Origin of the sequence: Pseudomonas sp. NyZ201 (assembly GCF_049860765.1) — a bacterium.
Taxonomy (GTDB): Bacteria; Pseudomonadota; Gammaproteobacteria; order Pseudomonadales; family Pseudomonadaceae; genus Aquipseudomonas; species Aquipseudomonas bharatica.
The window spans coordinates 6,169,256-6,188,807 of sequence record NZ_CP187557.1 but is presented as its reverse complement, the minus strand read 5'-3'; the positions used below and the strand labels follow the sequence as shown (position 1 = coordinate 6,188,807).

Here is a 19,552-nt window from a genome sequence, read left to right as displayed (position 1 = left end):
CGCGCGCTCCATTGGACGCGCTCTTCGCGGGAGTTAAACATGTCAGCGGCCTCCAACGCCTTGTCGTCCATCGACAGCGCACAGCAGCAACACTTCGAGATCCGGCCTTTCGACGGCGCAGTCGGCGCCGAGATCATCGGCCTGGACCTGGCGCAACCGGTGAATGGCGAAGACTTCGCCAGGATCCACCGGGCCCACCTCGACCATCATGTCCTGGTCTTCCGCGACCAGCGCATCACCCCGGAACAACAGATTGCCTTCAGCCGTCGCTTCGGCGTGCTGCAGATCCATGTACTCAAGCAGTTCCTGCTGGCCAATCATCCGGAAATCCTCATCGTCTCCAACATCGTCGAGAACGGCCAGAACATCGGTCTCGGCGACGCCGGCAAGTTCTGGCACTCGGACCTGTCCTACAAGGAACTGCCGAGCCTGGGGTCGATGCTGCATGCCCAGGAACTGCCCAGCGAAGGCGGCGATACCTTGTTCGCCGATATGCACAAGGCCTGGGACGGCCTGCCGGAAGCATTGCGCAAGGCGGTCGAAGGCCGTCAGGCGGCGCATTCCTACACCGCGCGCTACAGCGAGACCAAGTTCGAAGGCAATTGGCGCCCGACCTTGACCGCCGAGCAACTGGCCCAGGTGGCCGAAGTCATCCATCCCGTGGTGCGCACCCATCCGGAAAACGGGCGCAAGGCGCTGTTCGTCAGCGAAGGTTTCACCACCCGCATCGTCGGCCTGCCCGAGGATGAAAGCCGGCAGATCCTCGCCGAGCTGTACGCCCACAGCGTGCTTGAGCAGAACATCTACCGCCATCAGTGGCAGCCCCATGACCTGGTGTTCTGGGACAACCGCTCGCTGATCCACCTTGCCACCGGCTGCCCGGCGCACCTGCGTCGCAAGCTGTACCGCACCACTATCCAGGGCGACGCCCCGTTCTGATCCGTCGAGGACTCATCATGCGCAAGACTCTCAGCCGCCTCGCGGCCGGTATCGGCCTGAGCGCCAGCCTGATCGCCGGCAGCCTCGTCGCTCCGGCCACGGCCCAGGCCGAAGGCGAAATCCGTATCGCCGAACAGTTCGGCATCGTTTACCTGTTGCTCAACGTGGTCCGTGACCAGAACCTGATCGAGAAGCACGGCAAGGAACAAGGCATCGATATCAAGGTGGACTGGACCCAGCTTTCCGGTGGCGCCGCGACCAACGACGCGCTGCTTTCCGGCTCGGTGGATATCGTCGGTGCCGGCGTCGGCCCGCTGCTGACCATCTGGGACCGCACCTACGGCCGGCAGAACGTCAAGGCCGTGGCTTCGCTCGGCAACTTCCCGTACTACCTGCTGAGCAGCAACCCGAACGTGAAAACCATCGCCGACATCAGCGAGAAAGACCGCATCGCCTTGCCTGCGGTGGGTGTCTCGGTGCAGTCGCGCTTCCTTCAGTACGCCGCGGCCCAGCAGTGGGGCGACAAGGAGTACAACCGTCTCGACAAGTACACCCTGGCCGTTCCGCACCCGGACGCCACTGCCGCGCTGCTCGCCGGCGGCACCGAGCTCAACGGTCACTTCTCCAACCCGCCGTTCCAGGAGCAGGCACTGGCCAACAGGGACGTGCATGTCGTTCTCGACACCTATGAACTGCTCGGCCCCAACTCGCCGACCGTGCTGTTCACCACCGAGAAATTCCGCAAGGACAACCCGAAAACCTACAAGGCCTTCGTCGATGCCCTCGCCGAAGCGGCGGATTTCGCCCAGAAGGACAAGGCTGCGGCGGCTGACACCTATATCCGCGTGACCAAGGCCAAGATCAGCCGCGACGAGCTGCTGAAGATCATCGACAACCCGAAGTACGAATTCACCATTACGCCGAAGAACACCTACAAGCTGGCGGAGTTCCTCTACCGCGTCGGTGCGATCAAGCACAAACCCGAGTCGTGGAAGGACTACTTCTTCCAGGATGAAAAGCCGCTTCAGGGGAGCTGAGTTCATGACCGCCCAACTGCAAGGCCACACGGCCAGCAAGCTGAGCCGAGTAGACACCCCACCGTTGTTGCAGGTGGACAACCTCAGCCTGGAATACCGCACCGCGCAGCGCGTGGTGCGGGCCACCCACCAGGTCAGTTTCGAAGTGGACAAGGGCGACCGCTTCGTCCTGCTCGGGCCCTCGGGCTGCGGCAAGTCCACCTTGCTCAAGGCGGTCGGCGGCTTCATCGCGCCGAGCGAAGGCAGCATCCGCCTGCAAGGGCAAGCGGTGCATGGCCCGGGTCCGGACCGCATCGTGGTGTTCCAGGAATTCGACCAATTGCCGCCCTGGAAGACGGTGAAGCAGAACGTCATGTTTCCGCTGCTGGTCTCGGGCACCCTCAAGCGCGCCGAGGCCGAGCAGCGCGCCCTGGAATACCTGGAGAAGGTCGGCCTGGCGGCTTTCGCCGACGCCTATCCGCACACGCTTTCCGGAGGCATGAAGGCGCGGGTGTCGATCGCCCGGGCCCTGGCCATGCAGCCGAAGATCCTGCTGATGGACGAGCCCTTCGCCGCCCTCGACGCCCTGACCCGGCGCAAGATGCAGGAAGAGCTGCTGGCGCTGTGGGAGGAGGTGCGCTTTACCCTGCTGTTCGTCACCCACTCCATCGAGGAAGCGCTGGTGGTGGGTAACCGCATTCTCCTGCTGTCGCCCCATCCGGGCCGGGTGCGCGCCGAGATCCACAGCCATCAGTACGACCTGCACAGCCTCGGCGGCGCCGACTTCCAGGCCAGCGCGCGGCGTATCCACAGCCTGCTGTTCGAAGACGGCCAGGCGCCGGTCGCCGATGCCGAACTGGGTTTCACCGATATCCGTATCGCCTACTGACCGGGAGCCTTGTCATGACGATCCAATCTTCCCCGCGTCGGGAATACGAAATTGCCCTGCAGCCATGGGACGGCGTCGCGCTGGAGCGCGAGCTGCCGCTGGTCCAGCGCTTGTGGCAACACGGCTGGCTGCGCAAGAGCGTGATCCTGCTGTTGATCGCCATCCTCTGGGAAGCCGCCGCCCGCTACCAGGGCAACGACCTGCTGCTGCCGACCTTCCTGCAAACCGCCCAGGCCCTGTGGGACGGCATGATCAGCGGCGAGTTGCCGGCCAAGGTCGGCGTGTCGCTGGTGGTGCTGGTCAAGGGCTATGTACTGGGCATCATCCTCGCCTTCGGCCTCACCAGCCTGGCGGTTTCGACCCAGTTCGGCCGTGACCTGCTCGGCACCCTGACCTCGATGTTCAACCCGCTGCCGGCCATCGCCCTGCTGCCGCTGGCGCTGCTGTGGTTCGGGCTGGGCGAGAACAGCCTGATCTTCGTCCTGGTGCATTCGGTGCTGTGGGCGCTGGCGCTGAATACCTACGCGGGGTTCCTCGGGGTCAACGAGACGCTGCGCATGGCCGGGCGCAACTACGGCCTGCGCGGGCTGCGCCTGGTGTTGCATATCCTGGTGCCGGCGGCGCTGCCGTCGATTCTTTCCGGGTTGAAGATCGGCTGGGCCTTCGCCTGGCGCACGCTGATCGCCGCCGAGCTGGTGTTCGGCGCTACCAGCGGCAAGGGCGGGCTGGGCTGGTACATCTTCCAGAACCGCAACGAGCTGTACACCGACAAAGTCTTCGCCGGGCTGGCGGTGGTGATCCTGATCGGCCTGCTGGTGGAAGGCCTGGTGTTCAACGCGCTGGAGCGCGTGACCGTGCGCCGCTGGGGCATGCAGCGCTGAATCAGTCTTGCTGATACGCCGCCGCCGCATTGCTCAGGGTCTGCGAGATCAACTGGCGCAAGGCCGGCGGCTGCTCCACCACCAGCTCATCGCCCTGGCTCAGCAGCCACCAGCGCAGGCTCCAGCTATTGCTGACCGTGGCCTGCAGGCGATGACCGTGTTCCAGGTCGGTCAGTTGCATGTCCGGTGACAACGGCGTCTCCTGCATGCGTCGGGCGAGGTTGTCGCTGATCCAGGCCTGCAGCTCGATCTTCTCCGCGCTGCCGAACTGCAGGGCATCGCTGCGCAGGTAGGCTTGCAGGTCGAAGTCGTCCAGGCCCAGGGCCGGGCTGTCCAGCACGCTCAAGTGGCGGAAACGGTGTACGGCGAACTGGCGGATATCGCTGTAGGGCTGGGCCGTGGCGATCAGGTAGGCGACCTGGCCGCGCTGGATCAGGGCCAGCGGATTGAGGGTCAGATCGACGGTGCGATCGTTATGCGCCGAGTAATACAGGCCCTGTAACTGATGCTCGTCGAGCAGCGCCTTTTGCACCGTTTCAAGGATGTTGTCCGGCACCTCGGGCGCGCGCATGTTCATCTCCGGCCGCACACTGGCGACCTTGTCCAGCCAGCGCGCGGCCTTGTTTTGCGCCGACAGGGTTTCGAGCTTTTGCCGGGCATGGGCGAAGCGGGCATCCAGGCCCTTGAGCATGCTGCCGGGCAGCAGCGGCCGCACGGCTTCCTCCACCAGCGCCAGGCTCAGTGCTTCGCTGACGCTCAGGCCACGCAACTCTACGCAGGCATTCGCTGCCCAATACCAACCATAGGGAATGCTGCGGTCGTTGCGCTCCAGCGGAAAGATCAACGAAAGCTCGTTGAGATCGCGCTCGATGCTGCGCTTGCTGATGGTGAAGCCGGCGTCCTTCAGGCGCATCACCAGCTCCGCGCTGGTGATGCCCGGCGAGCGGCTGGGCAACTGGCGCAGCAATTCCCATTGACGACTGAGGGTGGCGCGTGTGGTAGCGGAGGGCAAAACGGTGAGTCCTTGTCTAGGCTTGCGGCAAAAGCAGGGTATTCGCCACATGATATGGCAATTTGCCATTAATTTATCCATTCAAGGATGAACCGTTGAATCGCTCCGACGAACGTGTTCGCGACAGGTTTTGTCGTGACGCTGCGCACAATCACGCCTCAACGCCCAGAAGGAAGCCAAGAAGGAGGGCGGTTCCATGAGGATGAACATGTCTGCTGCCAGCAATATCTATTCTCTGCTCGGGCGCCTGTTGCCGGAGCGTGTGATGCCAGCGCCCGGGCCTGCCCGTGTGCGGCGGCTCTACAGCGGTGTCGGCATGCCGGCGCAGCGCGCGGCGTTGGGGGAAAGCTTCAGCCTGGTCAGCCTGCTGGACGAAGCGCACGACCTGCAGACGGTGTATGCCGACCTGCGCAGGCAGGCATTGGATGGCAGCGTGGCGGCGCTCAACGACCTTGGCTGGATCTGGCTCAACGGCCGTTACTGGCGCGCCGATCCGGTGCTGGCCGGGCACCTGCTGCGCATGGCGGCGTTGCAGGGCAGTGCGGTGGCCTGGTTCAACCTCGGCCAGCAGCACTACTTCGGCAAGGGTGTGCAGGTCGCCTATGCCAACGCCGCCGAGTACTACCGGCATGCCTTCGAGGCGGGGCTGGCGGAGGCAGCGGCGGCGCTGGGAGACCTGTACGAGGAAGAGGTCTGCGACAGCGACAGCGACTCCAACCCCTGGCAGATGGACCCGCGACAAGCCTATGAATGGTTCATGCGTGGCGCGCAGCGCGGAGATGCCCGGTGTCGCTTCGAGGCGGGGTATCGCTTGCTGCACGGGCTCCAGGTGGACAAGGACAGCCGTGCCGGGGTGTATTGGCTGGAGCTGGCGGCGGTGGCCGGAGTGATGCAGGCGGCGGAAGAGCTGGCCCTGCATTTCCAGACCGCAGGCAATGAGCTGCGCTACCTGTTCTGGCGCGACCAGGCGATCGGCCTGGGCAGCCCGCTGGCGTTGGCGATGAAGGTCGAGGATCAGTTGCGTACCTAGCAAGAACACCGTGGTCCCTGTGGGAGCGGGTTTACCCGCGATTGCAATAGTGAATTCACCATCGCAATCGCGGGTAAACCCGCTCCCACAGGTACGCGTAGATCGGTATCTCTCCCAGACGGCTATTGACGCTCCCCGCACCTTCGAAGGATATTAATAGTTAGCAAACTATGAATATTCCCCGATGAAGCTCGAAGCACTGCAAATGAACACCAGCAGCGGCATGGTCATGGCCAGCCGCAGTTGGCGACGCATCTGCCAGACCACCCTGGCGCGCTTTGGCATCAGCGAGGCCTGCGCCGTACCGCTGCTGATGATCCTGCGCCTTGGTGACGGTGTGCATCAGGTCGCGGTGGCCCAGGCGGTGGGGGTGGAAAGCCCGTCGCTGGTGCGTCTGCTCGACCAGTTGTGCAGCGCCGGTTATGTCCGGCGCTGCGAAGATCCAGGTGACCGCCGGGCCAAGGCCCTGTCGCTGACCGACGAAGGCCGCAGCCTGGCCGAAGCCATCGAGGGCGAGCTGGTGCGCCTGCGCCGCGACGTGCTCAAGGACGTCTGCGCGGCAGACCTGGAGGCCACCCTGCGCGTGGTCAAGGCCTTCGAAGAGGCGGCGCAACGTTCGCCGGGCCTGCCCCTGTGAAGCACTTCTTCAGCTCGATGCCGCCCGCGCGGGACTGGTTCTACGGTGTGCGCACCTTCGCCGCATCGATGATCGCCTTGTACATCGCCCTGCTCCTGCAATTGCCACGACCTTACTGGGCGATGGCGACTGTCTATATCGTCTCCAGCCCTTTTGTCGGGCCGACCAGTTCCAAGGCCCTGTACCGTGCCGTTGGCACCTTGCTCGGCGCCGCCGGGGCGGTGTTCCTGGTGCCGCTGCTGGTTCAGGCGCCGGTGTTGCTGACCCTGGCCGTGGCCCTGTGGACCGCGACCCTGCTGTTCCTCTCCCTGCACCTGCGCACCGCCAACAGCTACACCCTGATGCTGGCCGGCTACACCCTGCCGATGATCGCCCTGCCGGTGGTGGACAATCCCCAGGCGGTGTTCGACATCGCTTCGTCCCGGGCCCAGGAAATCTGCCTGGGTATCGTCTGTGCAGCGGTGGTCGGTGCGGTGTTCTGGCCGCGCCGCTTGACCCCGGTGTTCGTTGGCGCCACCGGCAACTGGTTCGGCAGCGCCATCGGCTACTGCGACATCTTTCTTGCCCGCAATGTGCCTGCCGACAGCGTGGCGGGCCTGCGCGGCTCGATGGTGGCGACCTTCAATACCCTGGAAATGATGATCGGCCAGCTATCCCACGAAGGCGCGCGGCCACAGACGGTGAAGAACGCCCGCGAGCTGCGTGGGCGCATGATCCACCTGCTGCCGGTGGTCGATGCCCTGGATGACGCCTTGCTCGCCCTCGAAGGCCGTGCACCGGAGCAGGCCGCGCAACTGGAGGGGCTGCTTGCACAGGCGCGCGAATGGCTGAAGATTACCGCGACGCAAGCCCCGGTAGCACGCTGGGCGGCCCTGCGCGACCAGCTCGAACGCCTGCAGCCCAGCGTCGCCGAACTCGACCAGCGCCCCGGGCTGCTGCTGTCCAACGCCCTTTACCGCCTCGGTGAATGGATCGACCTGTGGCAGGACTGCTGCAGCCTCAAGCACGCCATCGCCAATGAAGACCTTTCGCCCTGGCGCGCGGTGTATCGCCATTGGCGCCTGGGCCGCCTGACGCCTTTCTTCGATCGCGGCCTGATGCTGTATTCGGTGTTTTCCACCTTCAGTGCCATCGCCGTGGCCACCGGCCTGTGGATCGCCCTGGGCTGGGCCGATGGCGCCAGCGCGGTGATCCTCGCGGCAGTGGCGTGCAGCTTCTTCGCCGCCATGGACGACCCGGCGCCGCAGATCTACCGCTTCTTCTTCTGGACCACCCTGTCGGTGGTGTTCGCCAGCCTGTATCTATTCCTGGTCCTGCCCAACCTGCATGACTTCCCCATGCTGGTGCTGGCCTTCGCCGTGCCCTTCATCTGCGTCGGCACCCTGACCGTGCAGCCGCAGTTCTACCTCGGCACCTTGCTGACTATCGTCAACACCGCCTCCTTCATCAGCATCCAGGGCGCTTACGACGCGGACTTCCTCGCCTTCGCCAATGCCAATATCGCCGGCCCGGTGGGCCTGCTGTTCGCCTTTATCTGGACCCTGGTGATGCGCCCGTTCGGCGTCGAGCTGGCGGCCCGGCGCCTGACCCGCTTCAGTTGGCGCGACATCGTCGGCATGACCCGCCCAGCCACCCTCGCTGAACACCGCCGCCTCGGGGTGCAGATGCTCGACCGCCTGATGCAGCACCTGCCACGCCTGAGCCAGACCGGCCAGGACAGCGGCGCGGCCCTGCGGGACCTGCGCGTGGGCCTTAACCTGCTGGACCTGCTCGCCTACCTGCCACGGGCAACCCCGGAGCCTCGGGCGGCGCTGGAAAACGTCATCGAGGAAGTCGGCGGCCACTTCCAGGCCTGCCTTGACGCCGGCGAGCGCCAGCACGCCCCGGCTGTGTTGCTGGGCAGCATGGAAAAGGCCCGTCGCGCCCTCAACCTCGACGCCATGGAAGGCTGCGCCGAAGCGCGCCTGCATTTGCTCCATGCCCTCAGCGGCCTGCGCCTGGCACTGCTGCCGGGTGTGGAGGTTGTGCTGGAGCCCGATCCGCAATCGCAACTGCCCTATGGCCTCGACGGAGCACCCCTGTGATCGGTGAATTGGATATCAGCGGGGTATTCCTGCCCACGCTGCTGGTGATGATGCTAGTCAGCTACCTGCTGTTCCTCGGCATCCACGCGGTGCTCAACCGCCTGCATTTCTACCGCCTGGTCTGGCACCGGGCGTTGTTCAACGTTGCGCTCTACGCCGTGCTCCTTGGCACGCTGGACCACTTTTGCCGAAGCCTGATGCTGCCATGAAGAAACCGTTTTTGACCCTGGGCCGTGTGGTCCTGACACTGTTGGTTGTGACCCTGGCGACCGTGCTGGTCTGGCAGATGGTCCTGTACTACATGTTCGCCCCCTGGACCCGCGACGGGCATATCCGTGCCGACGTGATCCAGATCGCTCCCGATGTCTCCGGCCTGATCCAGGAAGTCGCGGTGCGCGACAACCAGCCGATCAAGCGTGGCGACGTGCTCTTCACCATCGACCAGGACCGCTTCCGCCTGGCCCTGCGCCAGGCCCAGGCGACCCTGGCCGAGCGCAAGGAAAGCCTGGCCCAGGCCCAGCGCGAAGCCCGGCGCAACAAGGGCCTGGGCAACCTGGTCGCCGCCGAGCAACTGGAAGAGAGCCAGTCGCGCCAGGCCCGCGCCCAGTCGGCGCTGGACGAGGCCCAGGTGGCCGTGGATGCGGCGCAGCTCAACCTTGACCGTTCGGTGGTCCGCAGCCCGGTCAACGGCTACCTCAACGACCGCGCGCCGCGCGCCCACGAGTTCGTCAGCGCCGGGCGTCCGGTACTGGCGGTGGTGGACAGCGAGTCGTATCACGTCGATGGCTACTTCGAGGAAACCAAGCTCTCCGGCATCCATGTCGGGCAGGCCGTGGATATCCGCGTGATGGGCGACAACACCCGGCTGCGCGGCCATGTGCAGAGCATCGTTGCCGGTATCGAGGACCGTGACCGCAGCAGCGGCGCCAACCTGTTGCCCAACGTCAACCCGGCGTTCAGCTGGGTACGCCTGGCGCAACGGATTCCGGTGCGCATCGCCTTCGACGAAGTACCGGCGGACTTCCGCCTGATCGCCGGACGCACCGCCACGGTGTCGATCATCGAGGACACCCGGCAATGAAAAGGCTGTCGCTGCTTGGCTTGAGCGTGCTGCTCTCGGCCTGCCAGATGGTCGGGCCGGATTACCGGTTGCCGGACAAGGCCGCCTTCAATCGTAATGACCTGCAAGGACAACTGCGCGCCGACGCCGACAGCGTGGTTTCGGCGCCGGTGCCGAAGGACTGGTGGCGGCTGTATCGTGACGAGCGCCTGGATGCCCTGGTCAACCAGGCGCTGGCGGCCAACAGCGAACTGCGCGTGGCAGCGGCGAACATCGCCCGGGCCCGGGCGCAGGTCGAGGAAGCCGAGGCGCAAGGCGGCTTCAACGGTGGCGTCAAGCTCGGCGCGCAGCGCCTGCAGGAGTCCGGCGAGGCCTTCCTGCTGGCGGACAAGGTGCCGGTGGCGAACATCGGCGAGGCGATCATCAGCGCGTCCTACCAGTTCGACCTGTGGGGCACATTGAAGCGTGGCGTCGAGGCGGCCCAGGCCAATGCCGACGCGGTGCAGGCCGCGGCAGATACAGCGCGGATCACCGTGGTGGCCGATGTGGTGCGGGCCTATACCCAGGTCTGCGCGGCCAACGAGGAATATCACATCGCCCGCGAATCGCTGGACCTGCAAAACCAGAGCGTCAGCCTGACCCGGCGCCTGCGTGATGCCGGGCGTGGCGATGAAACCCAGGTGACCCGTACCGAGACCCGCTTCAAGTCGCTGCGCGCCGAGTTGCCGCGCTACCAGGCGGCGCGGGACGCGGGGCTGTACACCTTGTCGATGCTGCTGGCCAAACCGGTTGATCAACTGCCGGCGGGGACTGCCGATTGCGCCGAGCTGCCGCATATCGCCCGGGTGTTGCCGGTGGGTGACGGCGCCGCGTTGCTCAAGCGGCGCCCGGATGTACGCCGGGCCGAGCGCATGCTGGCGGCGTCCACCGCGACCATCGGCGTGGCGACCGGACAGTTGTATCCGGATATCAGCATCGGCGCGCAGGTGGGGACCATCGGTATCCTGGAAAACCTCGGCAAGCCGGCGACCAACCGCTGGGGCTTCGGCCCGCTGCTGACCTGGACGGTGCCGACCAATGGCTCGCGGGCGCGGATCCGCGAAGCCGAGGCCGGCACCCAGGCGGCGCTGGCCAACTTCGACGGCGTGGTGTTGAACGCCATACGCGAAACCCAGACCAGCCTGTCGCAGTACAGCGCCTTGCTGGATCGGCGCGATGCGCTGGAAGAGGCGGAGCGTTCGGCGAAACTGGCGGCGGACCAGACGCACCGGTTCTATCAGGCCGGGCGGGCGTCGTTCCTCGCGGATCTGGAGGCGACCCGGACCTATACCGATATGCGCGCGCAACTGGCGACGGCGAATACCCAGGTGGCGATGGGGCAGATCGGGTTGTTCCTGGCGCTCGGTGGTGGCTGGTAGATCGCAGGGCTGCAGGCTGGTCCAGAACCCTGTGGGAGCGGGTTTACCCGCGATTACGTCAGTGGCCCCACCATCGCAATCGCGGGTGAACCCGCTCCCACAGGGTTCACCTAAACTTTCACTCCTCCAGGCAATCAATCCCTTATCAACCCGCCCAAAGGAGTGCCACATGGACCTGTCCCACCACGAATTCTCCGCCTTGTTCGAGCAACTCGGCCTGCCTTCCGATGCCACCAGCATCCAGCAGTTCCTCACCAGTCACTCCCCGCTGAAGAACGAAATCAAGCTGGTCGATGCGCCGTTCTGGAGCGATGCCCAGCGCGCCTTCCTCAAGGCCGAATACATCGCCGATTCGGACTGGATCATGACCATCGATCAACTCAACGTGGCCCTCAGAAATAAACGCTGAGCGGCACCCTATGAGCTTCATTGGCGTTGCTATGCTCAGAAAAAAACAACAAGGGGACAGCGCCAATGAAAGACCCCTATGCCGTCGGCTTCTGGGCAGCCGTTGCTGCCCTGGGCCTGCTGACCGCCGGTTATTTCTACGGGGTCAGGGAAGTCCACCAGCTCGATCAGGCCCGCCAGTTCCTCTACGGAGCCGCCGGCCTGATCGCGGCCCTCGCCCTGAGCGCGCTGGCGTGGATTCGCTGGCAGTTGCTGAAGACGCGAAGACGCCAGCTGGAACAGGGACGAACGCTGGTCGCCATCTGGAACACCAAGGTTGCCCTGCGCCGCGTCGAAACCGTGTTCGACCGCTATTTCTGGGGCAGCTACTGGCAGCCGGGGCGGACCTTCCAGGAAGTGATGGGCGAGCTTGAAGGCACGCCTCTGGAGCGCAGCCTCGAAGCGCTCAAGGCGCAGTGCCAGGAGCTCGACCAGGAAACCCACGACCGCCACCGTCATTGGCTGAACAACGCCCGCGAGCTGTCCAGCGTGGCCACGGCGATGGCCCGCGAGCGCTACCAGCTCGACCTGTGCGACTCGCAGCAAAGCTCGCGACGCGGTGCTGCGGTGCTCAACCGCGACCTCGAGGTGCTGGTGTACACCTGGTCGGCGCGGTTGCGCAGTTTCGATCATCAGCTCGATGAACTCGAGGGCGAATACCGCTAGCTATCATTCGCCGCGGATATAGCCTTCCAGCTGGCGAATCAGATCGGCCTGCTCGGCGATGGCTTCCTTGACCAGGTCGCCGATCGACAGCAGGCCGAGCAGTTTGCCGTCTTCCACCACCGGCAGGTGGCGCAGGTGGCTGTTGGTCATCATGTTCATGCAGGTGTCGACGTTCTGATGGGAGTTCACGGTGATCACCGGTGAGCTCATGATCTCGCGTACTTCGGTACCCACCGATGAGCGCCCCTTGAGCACCATCTTGCGCGCGTAATCACGCTCGCTGACGATGCCCACCACTTCGCCACCCTCGACCACCGGCAACGCGCCGACGTTTTTCTCTGCCATCACCATCAGAGCCTCGAGCACCGTCTGGTGCGGCGCGATGGTGTAGACCTGGTCGGTATGCTGCGACTTCAACTTCAATAGCTGTGCCACGGTTTTCATTGTGGGCCCTCTGCATGGGGTGGTGTTGGTAAGGCAGATACCCACAAGAATCGTGCACGACCGCAGAACGGGCAAGGCGGATTGCGGCATCGAGGCCATTGAAAAACGTCATCGCCAGGTTTTTCCCGGCCCGCTCCGTGTTTTCAGCCCTGGCTGGCGCTGTTGGCGCCAAGGATCTTGCCGAGGAACTGCCTGGTCCGCTCGTGCTGCGGGTTGGCGAATAGCGCCTTGGCTTCGCCCTGTTCGACGATCACGCCCTTGTCGAAGAAGATCACCCGGTTGGCCACGTCGCGGGCGAAATTCATTTCGTGGGTAACGATGATCATCGTGCGTTTTTCCCTGGCGAGGTCGCGGATGGTCGCCAGCACCTCGCCGACCAGTTCCGGGTCGAGGGCCGAGGTGGGCTCGTCGAAGAGGATCACCTGGGGCTCCATCGCCAGCGCGCGGGCGATGGCCACGCGCTGTTGCTGGCCGCCGGACAGGCGCCGCGGATAGGCGTCTTCCTTGCCCGCCAGACCGACCTTGGCCAGCAGTGCCCGCCCCAGTGCCGCCGCCTGTTCGTGGGGTGTTTTCTTCACGATCAACGGACCTTCGATCACGTTTTCCAGCGCGGTGCGATGGGGAAACAGATTGAAGTTCTGGAACACGAATCCGACCTGCTGGCGCAGGCGGCGGATCAGCCCGCCCTGCTGCTTGAGCGGGCGGCCGGCGTCGATCTGCACGTCACCGACCTGGATGGTGCCGCCGTCCGGGGTTTCCAGCAGGTTCAGGCAGCGCAGGAAGGTGGTCTTGCCCGAACCGCTGGGGCCGATGATGGCGATGACTTCCCCGGGCTCGACGGTCAGGTCGATGTCCTTGAGCACGGCGTGATCGTTGAAATGCTTGTTCAGGCCTTGCACGCGGATCATCGTTGCGGCTCCTGGTCATGCCGGTTGACCCGGGCCTCCATGCGGTGCTGGAAGTGGGCGAGGATGCTGCAAAGGATCCAGTAGATCACCGCCACGGCCAGGTACATGGTGAACACCTCGAAGGTGCGCGCGGTGATCAACTGCGCCTGGCGGAACAGCTCGGGTACCTGGATGGTGGCGGCCAGGGCGGTGTCCTTGACCAGCGAGATAAAGCTGTTGCCCAGCGGCGGCAGGGCCGTGCGCAGCGCCTGCGGCAGGATCGCCCGACGCATCGCCTGGGTGCGGGTCATGCCGATGCTGGCGGCGGCTTCCCATTGGCCGCGGTCGATCGAGGAGATCGCCGCGCGCAGGATTTCGCAGATATAGGCGGCCATGTTCAGCGACAGGCCGATCAGCGAAGCCGGGATCGGATCGAGTTCGATACCGATCTGCGGCATGCCGAAGTAGATCACGAACAATTGCACCAGCAGCGGCGTGCCGCGGAAGAACGACACGTAGATGCGCGCCAGCCAGTCCAGCGGGGGGATCTTCGACAGGCGCATCAACGCCAGGGCGAAGCCCAGGATCAGGCCGAAGAACATCCCGCCGACGCTGAGCAATACGGTGTAGCCAGCGCCCTTCAGCAGGAAGGGCGTGGAGTCGGCAACCAGTTGCAGGCTTTCAGCGATCATTTGGTGACATCAGCACCGAAGTATTTCTCCGACAGCTTGGCCAGCGTGCCGTCGGCGCGCAGCTTGTCCAGGGCCTTGTTGATCGCCTCGAGCAGCTCCGGCTCGCCCTTGCGCAGGGCCACGCCCGATTCCAGGCGGGAGAAGGCGGCGCCGGCCAGTTCGGTGTCCTTGGCCTTTTGCGCATATTCCAGTGCGGCCAGGCGATCGATCAGGATCGCGTCGATGCGCCCGTTGCGCAGGTCGGCGAACTTGCTCGGATCATCCTCGTAGGTGCGCACGTCGGCTTGCGGCACGGCCTGTTTCACCCATTGCTCGTAGTTGGTGCCCAGGCCCACACCGACCTTCTTGCCGGCCAGGTCGGCGGCGGCATTGATGTTCAGGTCAGCAGCTTTCTTCTTCAGGATCAGCGCCTGGATACCGGAAACGGTGTAGGGCTCGGAGAAGTCGTATTTCTTCTTGCGCTCGTCGGAGATGGTCACCTGGTTCACCACCACGTCGAGACGCTTGGACTCCAGGGCGGCGAGAATCCCGTCCCACTTGGTCGGCTGGACCTTGGCCTTGACGCCCAGCTCCTTGGCCAGGGCTTCCGACAGCTCTACCTCGAAGCCGGTCAGCTTGCCGTTCTCGTCGACGAAGCTGAACGGTGGGTAGGTGCCTTCCAGGCCGACGTTGATCACGCCCTTGTCCTTGATGGTCTGCAACTGCTCGCCGGCCACTGCCTGGCCGAGCAGGCTGGCACCCAGCAGAATGCCGGCGCCGACACCGAGAATGCGTTTGGTGAAAACGGAAATCGTCATGCCCTGTCCCCAGTCTTGTTGTGAAAGTGGTGGTGACTATAAGAGCGCGCTCTATAGGCCTGAAAATAATAAAAAGTAATTCTCATATTCTTTTCAGGCTTATGCGTCTGCGCCGGTCTCAGCGTGTATAGACATCAGGGTAGGCGAATAATGCCGGCGCCCCGCCCGTGTGCAGAAAAATCAGTGGACCTTCGTCGAAGCGTTGCCGGGCGATGCCGTCGAGCAGCCCGGCCATGGCCTTGCCGGTATACACCGGGTCGAGCAGGACGCCTTCCTGGCTGGCCAGCAGGCGGATCGCGGCGAGGCCGCCGGCATTGGCTTCGCCGTAGCGGGGCGCGTAGTACTCGTCCCACAAGTTGACCTTGAAGGCGTTTGGCAGTTGTACGCCGAGCAGCTCGGCGGTGCGTTCGGCCAGGGCTTGGACCTTGGGTTTCTGGGCCTCTTCGCTGCGCGAAACGGTGATGCCGATCACCGGCAGGTCGGGCAGGCGCTCGGCCAATGCCAGGGCCAGGCCGGCATGGGTGCCGGCGCTGCCGGAGGCGAGGACCACGCCGGCAAAGCGCTGGCCGCTCTGTTCGATCTGCGCGGCCAGCTCCAGCCCGGCGCGCACGTAGCCCAGGGCGCCGAGGGCATTGGAGCCGCCGATGGGCACCAGGTACGGCTTGCGGCCGCTGGCATGCAGGCGCACGCCGAGGGCCTGGAGCTGCTCGTCGGCATTGTCGAGGTTGTCGACCAGCTCGACCTTGGCATCGAACAGCTCCAGCAACCGGCGGTTGCCGTTCTCCAGGTACTCGGTGGAATCGGTGCCGGTGGGGTTTTCCAGCAGCGCCACGCAACCGAGGCCGAGACGGGCGGCGAGGGCAGCGGTCTGGCGTACATGGTTGGACTGGATCGCGCCGGCGGTGACCAGGGTATCCGCGCCCTTGGCCAGGGCGTCGGCGCCGAGGTATTCGAGCTTGCGCAGCTTGTTGCCGCCGAGGGCGAGGGGCGTGAGGTCGTCGCGCTTGAGGTAGATCTCGCGCCCGGCCCAGGCCGACAGGCGCTGGAGCTTTTCCAGCGGGGTCGGGGTACCGAGCAGTTCCAGGCGATTGAAGCGGGACAGCTGTCGTTCGATCATGGGCTTGGTCAGTTGTAGGAAAATTCGAGCATAAGCAGTGATCGACTCACGGACAACCGTGCTGCCGATCGCTGGCAAGCCAGCTCCCACAAGTATCCGCGGCGTCACTGAACCTGTAAGAGCTGGCTTGCCAGCGATTTGGGGCCACCCCGGTATTCCTGCTTATGCATGGCATATAGCCAACCGTCATAACAGGGTATTTTTTCCAGCCCCCGTCCATGACGTAGAGTGCTGGACAGGAGAGCGGCATTCCCCTACCAGTCCCATGCCGCCGAGCAGGAGAAACAACCGTGAGCGACAACGCGCAGTCCGGGTATTGGCAATTGAATTCCATCGTCGGCCAGCTTCGTTCGGCCCGCGATGAGTGGCGCACCCGCAATGGCCGCAGCAGCGGTGAGCAGGGCGGACGCGAGCTGCCGTCGCGCGAGGCGGTCAGGCAGATCCTCGAACAACTCTGTGGTGCGCTGTTCCCCATGCGCCTGGGCCCGGTGGATCTGCGCGAGGAAAGCGAAGATTTCTATGTCGGCCACACCCTCGACTCGGCGCTGACCTCGCTGCTCGCCCAGGCCCGCTTGGAACTGCGTTACGCCGCGCGCCATGACAAGCAGGATGACGCGGATGTCGATGCCAGGGCGCTGCGCCTGATCCAGGAGTTCGCCGCAGCCCTGCCGGCCATGCGCGTGCTGCTCGACACCGACGTACTGGCCGCCTTCCACGGTGACCCGGCGGCACGCAGCGTCGACGAAGTGCTGCTGTGCTACCCCGGCGTCCTGGCGATCATCCATCACCGTCTCGCCCATCACCTCTACCGCGCCGGGCTGCCACTGCTGGCGCGGATCAGTTCCGAGCTGGCGCATTCCATCACCGGGATCGACATCCACCCGGGCGCGCAGATCGGCCCGAGCTTCTTCATCGACCATGGCACCGGCGTGGTGATCGGCGAAACCGCGATCATCGGCGAGCGCGTGCGCATCTACCAGCACGTCACCCTGGGCGCCAAGCGCTTCCCCGAGGATGAATGCGGCAAGCTGCAGAAAGGCCATCCTCGCCACCCGATTGTCGAGGATGACGTGGTGATCTATGCCGGGGCCACCATTCTCGGGCGGATCACCATCGGCAAGGGCTCGACCATTGGCGGTAACGTCTGGCTGACCCGCAGTGTGCCGGCCGAAAGCAATATCACCCAGGCCAACCTGCAGTCGGACGAGGGCGCGCAGAAGTAATACACACCCTCACTGACTGGAATGGGGACCCTGTGGGAGCGGGTTCACCCGCGATTGCGATAGTGGGTTCACTACAGCAATCGCGGGTGAACCCGCTCCCACAAGTTTTTCGATGTGCTTGTCAGAAATTTCTCAGTCCAGTAGTCAGCCATAGGTCGCCTCGAATCCCGATCCATGTTTAACTTGAACGCTTGTTCAAATTAAAAACGCTGGTCCGCTGCCGGTGTTCAACAGGAGGATCTGCCTTTGCTGAACCCGTTCAACCCCACCGCTCCTTGTTCCTGCGAGGTACTTCAACGATGAATGCCCCGTCCAGGATCCGCATGAACCCTCCGGTGTTCTACTTCGCCGCCACCTTCATCCTGCTGTTCGCCCTGACCGTCATCGCCAACCCGCAGGCCGCTGGCGAGTGGCTGCTGGCCGCGCAGAACTGGGCGGCGCATACCGTCGGCTGGTACTACATGCTGGCCATGACCCTGTACCTGGTGTTCGTGGTGGTCACCGCGCTGTCCGGCTACGGCAAGATCAAGCTTGGTGCCGACCATGACGAGCCCGAGTTCAGCTACCTGTCCTGGGCCGGCATGCTGTTCGCCGCGGGGATCAGCATCACCCTGTTCTTCTTCTGTGTCTCCGAACCCCTGACCCACCTGATGCAGCCGCCCCAGGGCGAAGCCGGCACGGTGGAGGCGGGGCGTCAGGCGATGCAGGTGCTGTTCCTGCACTGGGGCCTGCACGGCTGGGGCGTATTTGCCTTCGTCGGCATGGCCCTGGCCTATTTCGCCTACCGTCACAACCTGCCGTTGGCCCTGCGCTCGGCGCTGTATCCGCTGATCGGCAAGCGCATCAACGGGCCGATCGGCTACGCGGTGGATGGTTTCGGCATCATCGCCACGGTGTTCGGCCTCGGTGCCGACATGGGTTTCGGCGTGCTCCACCTCAATTCCGGGCTCGACTACCTGTTCGGTATCGCCCACACCCAATGGATACAGGTCGCGCTGATCGCCCTGATGATGGGCGCTGCGGTGATGGTGGCTGTCGCCGGGGTGGAGAAGGGCGTGCGGGTGATGTCCGACATCAACCTGTTCCTCGCCTGCGCGCTGCTGCTGTTCGTGCTGTTCGCCGGCCCCACCCAGCACCTGTTCAACACCCTGATCCAGAACCTTGGCGACTACCTCGCGGTGTTGCCGCGCAAGAGCTTCGACGTGTATGCCTACAACCAGTCCAACGACTGGCTGGGCAACTGGACGGTGTTCTACTGGGCCTGGTGGATTGCCTGGGCGCCCTTCGTGGGGCTGTTCATCGCGCGGATTTCCCGGGGCCGGACCATTCGCGAGTTCGTCTTCGGCGTACTGCTGATCCCGCTCGGCTTCACCCTGGCGTGGATGTCGATCTTCGGCAACAGCGCCCTGACCCAGGTGCTCGACCATGGCATGACCGCGCTGGCCCACTCGGCCATCGAGAATCCGTCGATGACCCTGTACCTGCTGCTGGAAACCTACCCGTGGAGCAAGGTGGTGATCGCCATCACCGTGTTCATCAGCTTCGTGTTCTTCGTCACCTCGGCCGACTCCGGCACCGTGGTGCTCTCGACACTCTCGGCCAAGGGCGGCAGCACCGACGAGGACGGGCCGAACTGGCTGCGCGTATTCTGGGGCGTGATGACCGCGCTGGTCACCTGCGGGCTGTTGTTCGCCGGCAGCATCGACTCCTTGAAGTCCGCGGTGGTGCTCACCTCGTTGCCGTTCTCGGTGATCCTGCTGGCGATGATGTGGGGCCTGCACAAGGCGTTCTACCTGGAATCACAGCGGCAGATCGCGCAGATGCACTCGCTGGCGCCGTTCGCCAGCTCGCGCCGTGGCAAGGGCGGCTGGCGCCAGCGCCTGAGCCAGGCGGTGCACTTCCCGTCGCGCGACGAGGTGTATCGCTTCATGGACGACGTAGTGCGCCCGGCGATTGCCGAGGTGACCGAGGTCTATGCGGAAAAGGGGCTGAGCGTCATCACCCAGGAGGATCCGAGTCACGACAATGTCAGCCTGAAGATCGGCCATGGCGAGGAGCAGCCGTTCCTCTACCAGGTGCAGATGCGCGGGTACTTCACGCCGTCCTTCGCCCTGGCCGGGCTGGGTACCCAGGAACTGAAGAACCGCCGCTACTACCGCGCCGAGGTGCATCTGGCCGAGGGTAGCCAGGACTATGACCTGATGGGCTACAGCAAGGAGCAGATCATCAACGACATCCTCGACCAGTACGAGCGGCATTTGCAGTATCTGCATCTGGTGCGCTAGCAGCGCGGTCACTGTGGGAGCTGGCTTG

Annotated in this window: 20 protein-coding genes; 14 read left to right on the top strand and 6 right to left on the bottom strand. The window is 64.5% G+C overall.

Going from position 1 to position 19,552, the window contains the following annotated elements:
* Positions 1 to 39 precede the first annotated feature (39 nt).
* Genes ACPFMA_RS27890 through ACPFMA_RS27875 form a run of 4 tightly spaced genes read left to right on the top strand, consistent with a single transcriptional unit; the run spans position 40 to position 3,725 of the window.
* Positions 40 to 939, top strand: a complete 900-nt coding sequence (locus ACPFMA_RS27890) for a TauD/TfdA dioxygenase family protein (protein WP_064303108.1) — start codon at positions 40 to 42, stop codon at positions 937 to 939.
* A gap of 17 nt (positions 940 to 956) precedes the next feature.
* The gene (locus ACPFMA_RS27885) at positions 957 to 1,976 is read left to right on the top strand and encodes an ABC transporter substrate-binding protein (RefSeq protein WP_425929436.1); all 1,020 of its coding nucleotides are present in this window, start codon (positions 957 to 959) and stop codon (positions 1,974 to 1,976) included.
* A 4-nt stretch (positions 1,977 to 1,980) separates the two neighbouring features.
* Positions 1,981 to 2,844 (top strand): ABC transporter ATP-binding protein, encoded by an 864-nt coding sequence (locus tag ACPFMA_RS27880; RefSeq protein WP_009396579.1) that lies wholly within the window; start codon positions 1,981 to 1,983, stop codon positions 2,842 to 2,844.
* A gap of 14 nt (positions 2,845 to 2,858) precedes the next feature.
* Positions 2,859 to 3,725 (top strand): ABC transporter permease, encoded by an 867-nt coding sequence (locus tag ACPFMA_RS27875; RefSeq protein WP_009396577.1) that lies wholly within the window; start codon positions 2,859 to 2,861, stop codon positions 3,723 to 3,725.
* Between the two features lies 1 nt (position 3,726).
* On the opposite strand, the gene ACPFMA_RS27870 is transcribed toward ACPFMA_RS27875, so the two are convergent.
* Complete coding sequence (locus tag ACPFMA_RS27870) at positions 3,727 to 4,737, bottom strand: helix-turn-helix transcriptional regulator (protein ID WP_064303111.1); 1,011 nt, start codon at positions 4,735 to 4,737, stop codon at positions 3,727 to 3,729.
* 208 nt (positions 4,738 to 4,945) lie between these two features.
* On the opposite strand from ACPFMA_RS27870, the gene ACPFMA_RS27865 reads away from it, so the two are divergent.
* The 8 genes from ACPFMA_RS27865 (at position 4,946) to ACPFMA_RS27830 (ending at position 12,079) form a co-directional block, all read left to right on the top strand.
* Positions 4,946 to 5,767, top strand: coding sequence for a tetratricopeptide repeat protein (locus ACPFMA_RS27865; protein WP_064303154.1), 822 nt, complete (start codon positions 4,946 to 4,948; stop codon positions 5,765 to 5,767).
* A gap of 184 nt (positions 5,768 to 5,951) precedes the next feature.
* Entirely contained in the window at positions 5,952 to 6,404 is a 453-nt protein-coding gene (locus ACPFMA_RS27860; RefSeq protein WP_064303112.1) for a MarR family winged helix-turn-helix transcriptional regulator, read from the top strand.
* Entirely contained in the window at positions 6,401 to 8,488 is a 2,088-nt protein-coding gene (locus ACPFMA_RS27855) for an FUSC family protein (RefSeq protein ID WP_425929432.1), read from the top strand. Before ACPFMA_RS27860 ends, ACPFMA_RS27855 begins: the two co-directional genes overlap by 4 nt.
* Positions 8,485 to 8,697, top strand: coding sequence for a DUF1656 domain-containing protein (locus ACPFMA_RS27850; RefSeq protein ID WP_009396566.1), 213 nt, complete (start codon positions 8,485 to 8,487; stop codon positions 8,695 to 8,697). Before ACPFMA_RS27855 ends, ACPFMA_RS27850 begins: the two co-directional genes overlap by 4 nt.
* A complete protein-coding gene (locus tag ACPFMA_RS27845) occupies positions 8,694 to 9,569 on the top strand; it encodes an efflux RND transporter periplasmic adaptor subunit (protein ID WP_425929430.1) in 876 nt (291 codons plus the stop codon). The genes ACPFMA_RS27850 and ACPFMA_RS27845 overlap by 4 nt, the downstream gene beginning before the upstream one ends.
* Complete coding sequence (locus tag ACPFMA_RS27840) at positions 9,566 to 10,966, top strand: efflux transporter outer membrane subunit (protein WP_425929428.1); 1,401 nt, start codon at positions 9,566 to 9,568, stop codon at positions 10,964 to 10,966. The genes ACPFMA_RS27845 and ACPFMA_RS27840 overlap by 4 nt, the downstream gene beginning before the upstream one ends.
* Before the next feature lie 169 nt (positions 10,967 to 11,135).
* Positions 11,136 to 11,375 carry a DUF2789 domain-containing protein gene (locus tag ACPFMA_RS27835; protein ID WP_009396560.1) on the top strand — a complete coding sequence of 80 codons (240 nt, stop codon included), beginning with the start codon at positions 11,136 to 11,138 and terminating at the stop codon, positions 11,373 to 11,375.
* 65 nt (positions 11,376 to 11,440) lie between these two features.
* Positions 11,441 to 12,079, top strand: a complete 639-nt coding sequence (locus ACPFMA_RS27830) for a hypothetical protein (RefSeq protein ID WP_064303115.1) — start codon at positions 11,441 to 11,443, stop codon at positions 12,077 to 12,079.
* 3 nt (positions 12,080 to 12,082) lie between these two features.
* On the opposite strand, the gene ACPFMA_RS27825 is transcribed toward ACPFMA_RS27830, so the two are convergent.
* The 5 genes from ACPFMA_RS27825 to ACPFMA_RS27805 form a co-directional block, all read right to left on the bottom strand.
* Complete coding sequence (locus ACPFMA_RS27825; RefSeq protein ID WP_420059056.1) at positions 12,083 to 12,523, bottom strand: CBS domain-containing protein; 441 nt, start codon at positions 12,521 to 12,523, stop codon at positions 12,083 to 12,085.
* Positions 12,524 to 12,666: 143 nt separating this feature from the next.
* Positions 12,667 to 13,431, bottom strand: coding sequence for an L-cystine ABC transporter ATP-binding protein TcyN (gene tcyN / locus ACPFMA_RS27820; RefSeq protein WP_425929425.1), 765 nt, complete (start codon positions 13,429 to 13,431; stop codon positions 12,667 to 12,669).
* Complete coding sequence (gene tcyL / locus ACPFMA_RS27815) at positions 13,428 to 14,102, bottom strand: cystine ABC transporter permease (protein ID WP_009396552.1); 675 nt, start codon at positions 14,100 to 14,102, stop codon at positions 13,428 to 13,430. The genes tcyN and tcyL overlap by 4 nt, the downstream gene beginning before the upstream one ends.
* A complete protein-coding gene (gene tcyJ / locus ACPFMA_RS27810) occupies positions 14,099 to 14,899 on the bottom strand; it encodes a cystine ABC transporter substrate-binding protein (RefSeq protein WP_009396551.1) in 801 nt (266 codons plus the stop codon). The genes tcyL and tcyJ overlap by 4 nt, the downstream gene beginning before the upstream one ends.
* 118 nt (positions 14,900 to 15,017) lie before the next feature.
* The gene (locus tag ACPFMA_RS27805) at positions 15,018 to 16,016 is read right to left on the bottom strand and encodes a D-cysteine desulfhydrase (RefSeq protein WP_425929423.1); all 999 of its coding nucleotides are present in this window, start codon (positions 16,014 to 16,016) and stop codon (positions 15,018 to 15,020) included.
* Positions 16,017 to 16,306: 290 nt separating this feature from the next.
* Between ACPFMA_RS27805 and epsC the strand changes: the two genes are divergently transcribed.
* On the top strand, positions 16,307 to 17,239 hold the full coding sequence (gene epsC / locus ACPFMA_RS27800) for a serine O-acetyltransferase EpsC (RefSeq protein WP_009396549.1): 933 nt from the start codon (positions 16,307 to 16,309) through the stop codon (positions 17,237 to 17,239).
* 299 nt (positions 17,240 to 17,538) lie between these two features.
* Positions 17,539 to 19,524, top strand: coding sequence for a choline transporter BetT (gene betT / locus ACPFMA_RS27795; RefSeq protein WP_425929420.1), 1,986 nt, complete (start codon positions 17,539 to 17,541; stop codon positions 19,522 to 19,524).
* Positions 19,525 to 19,552 lie beyond the last annotated feature (28 nt).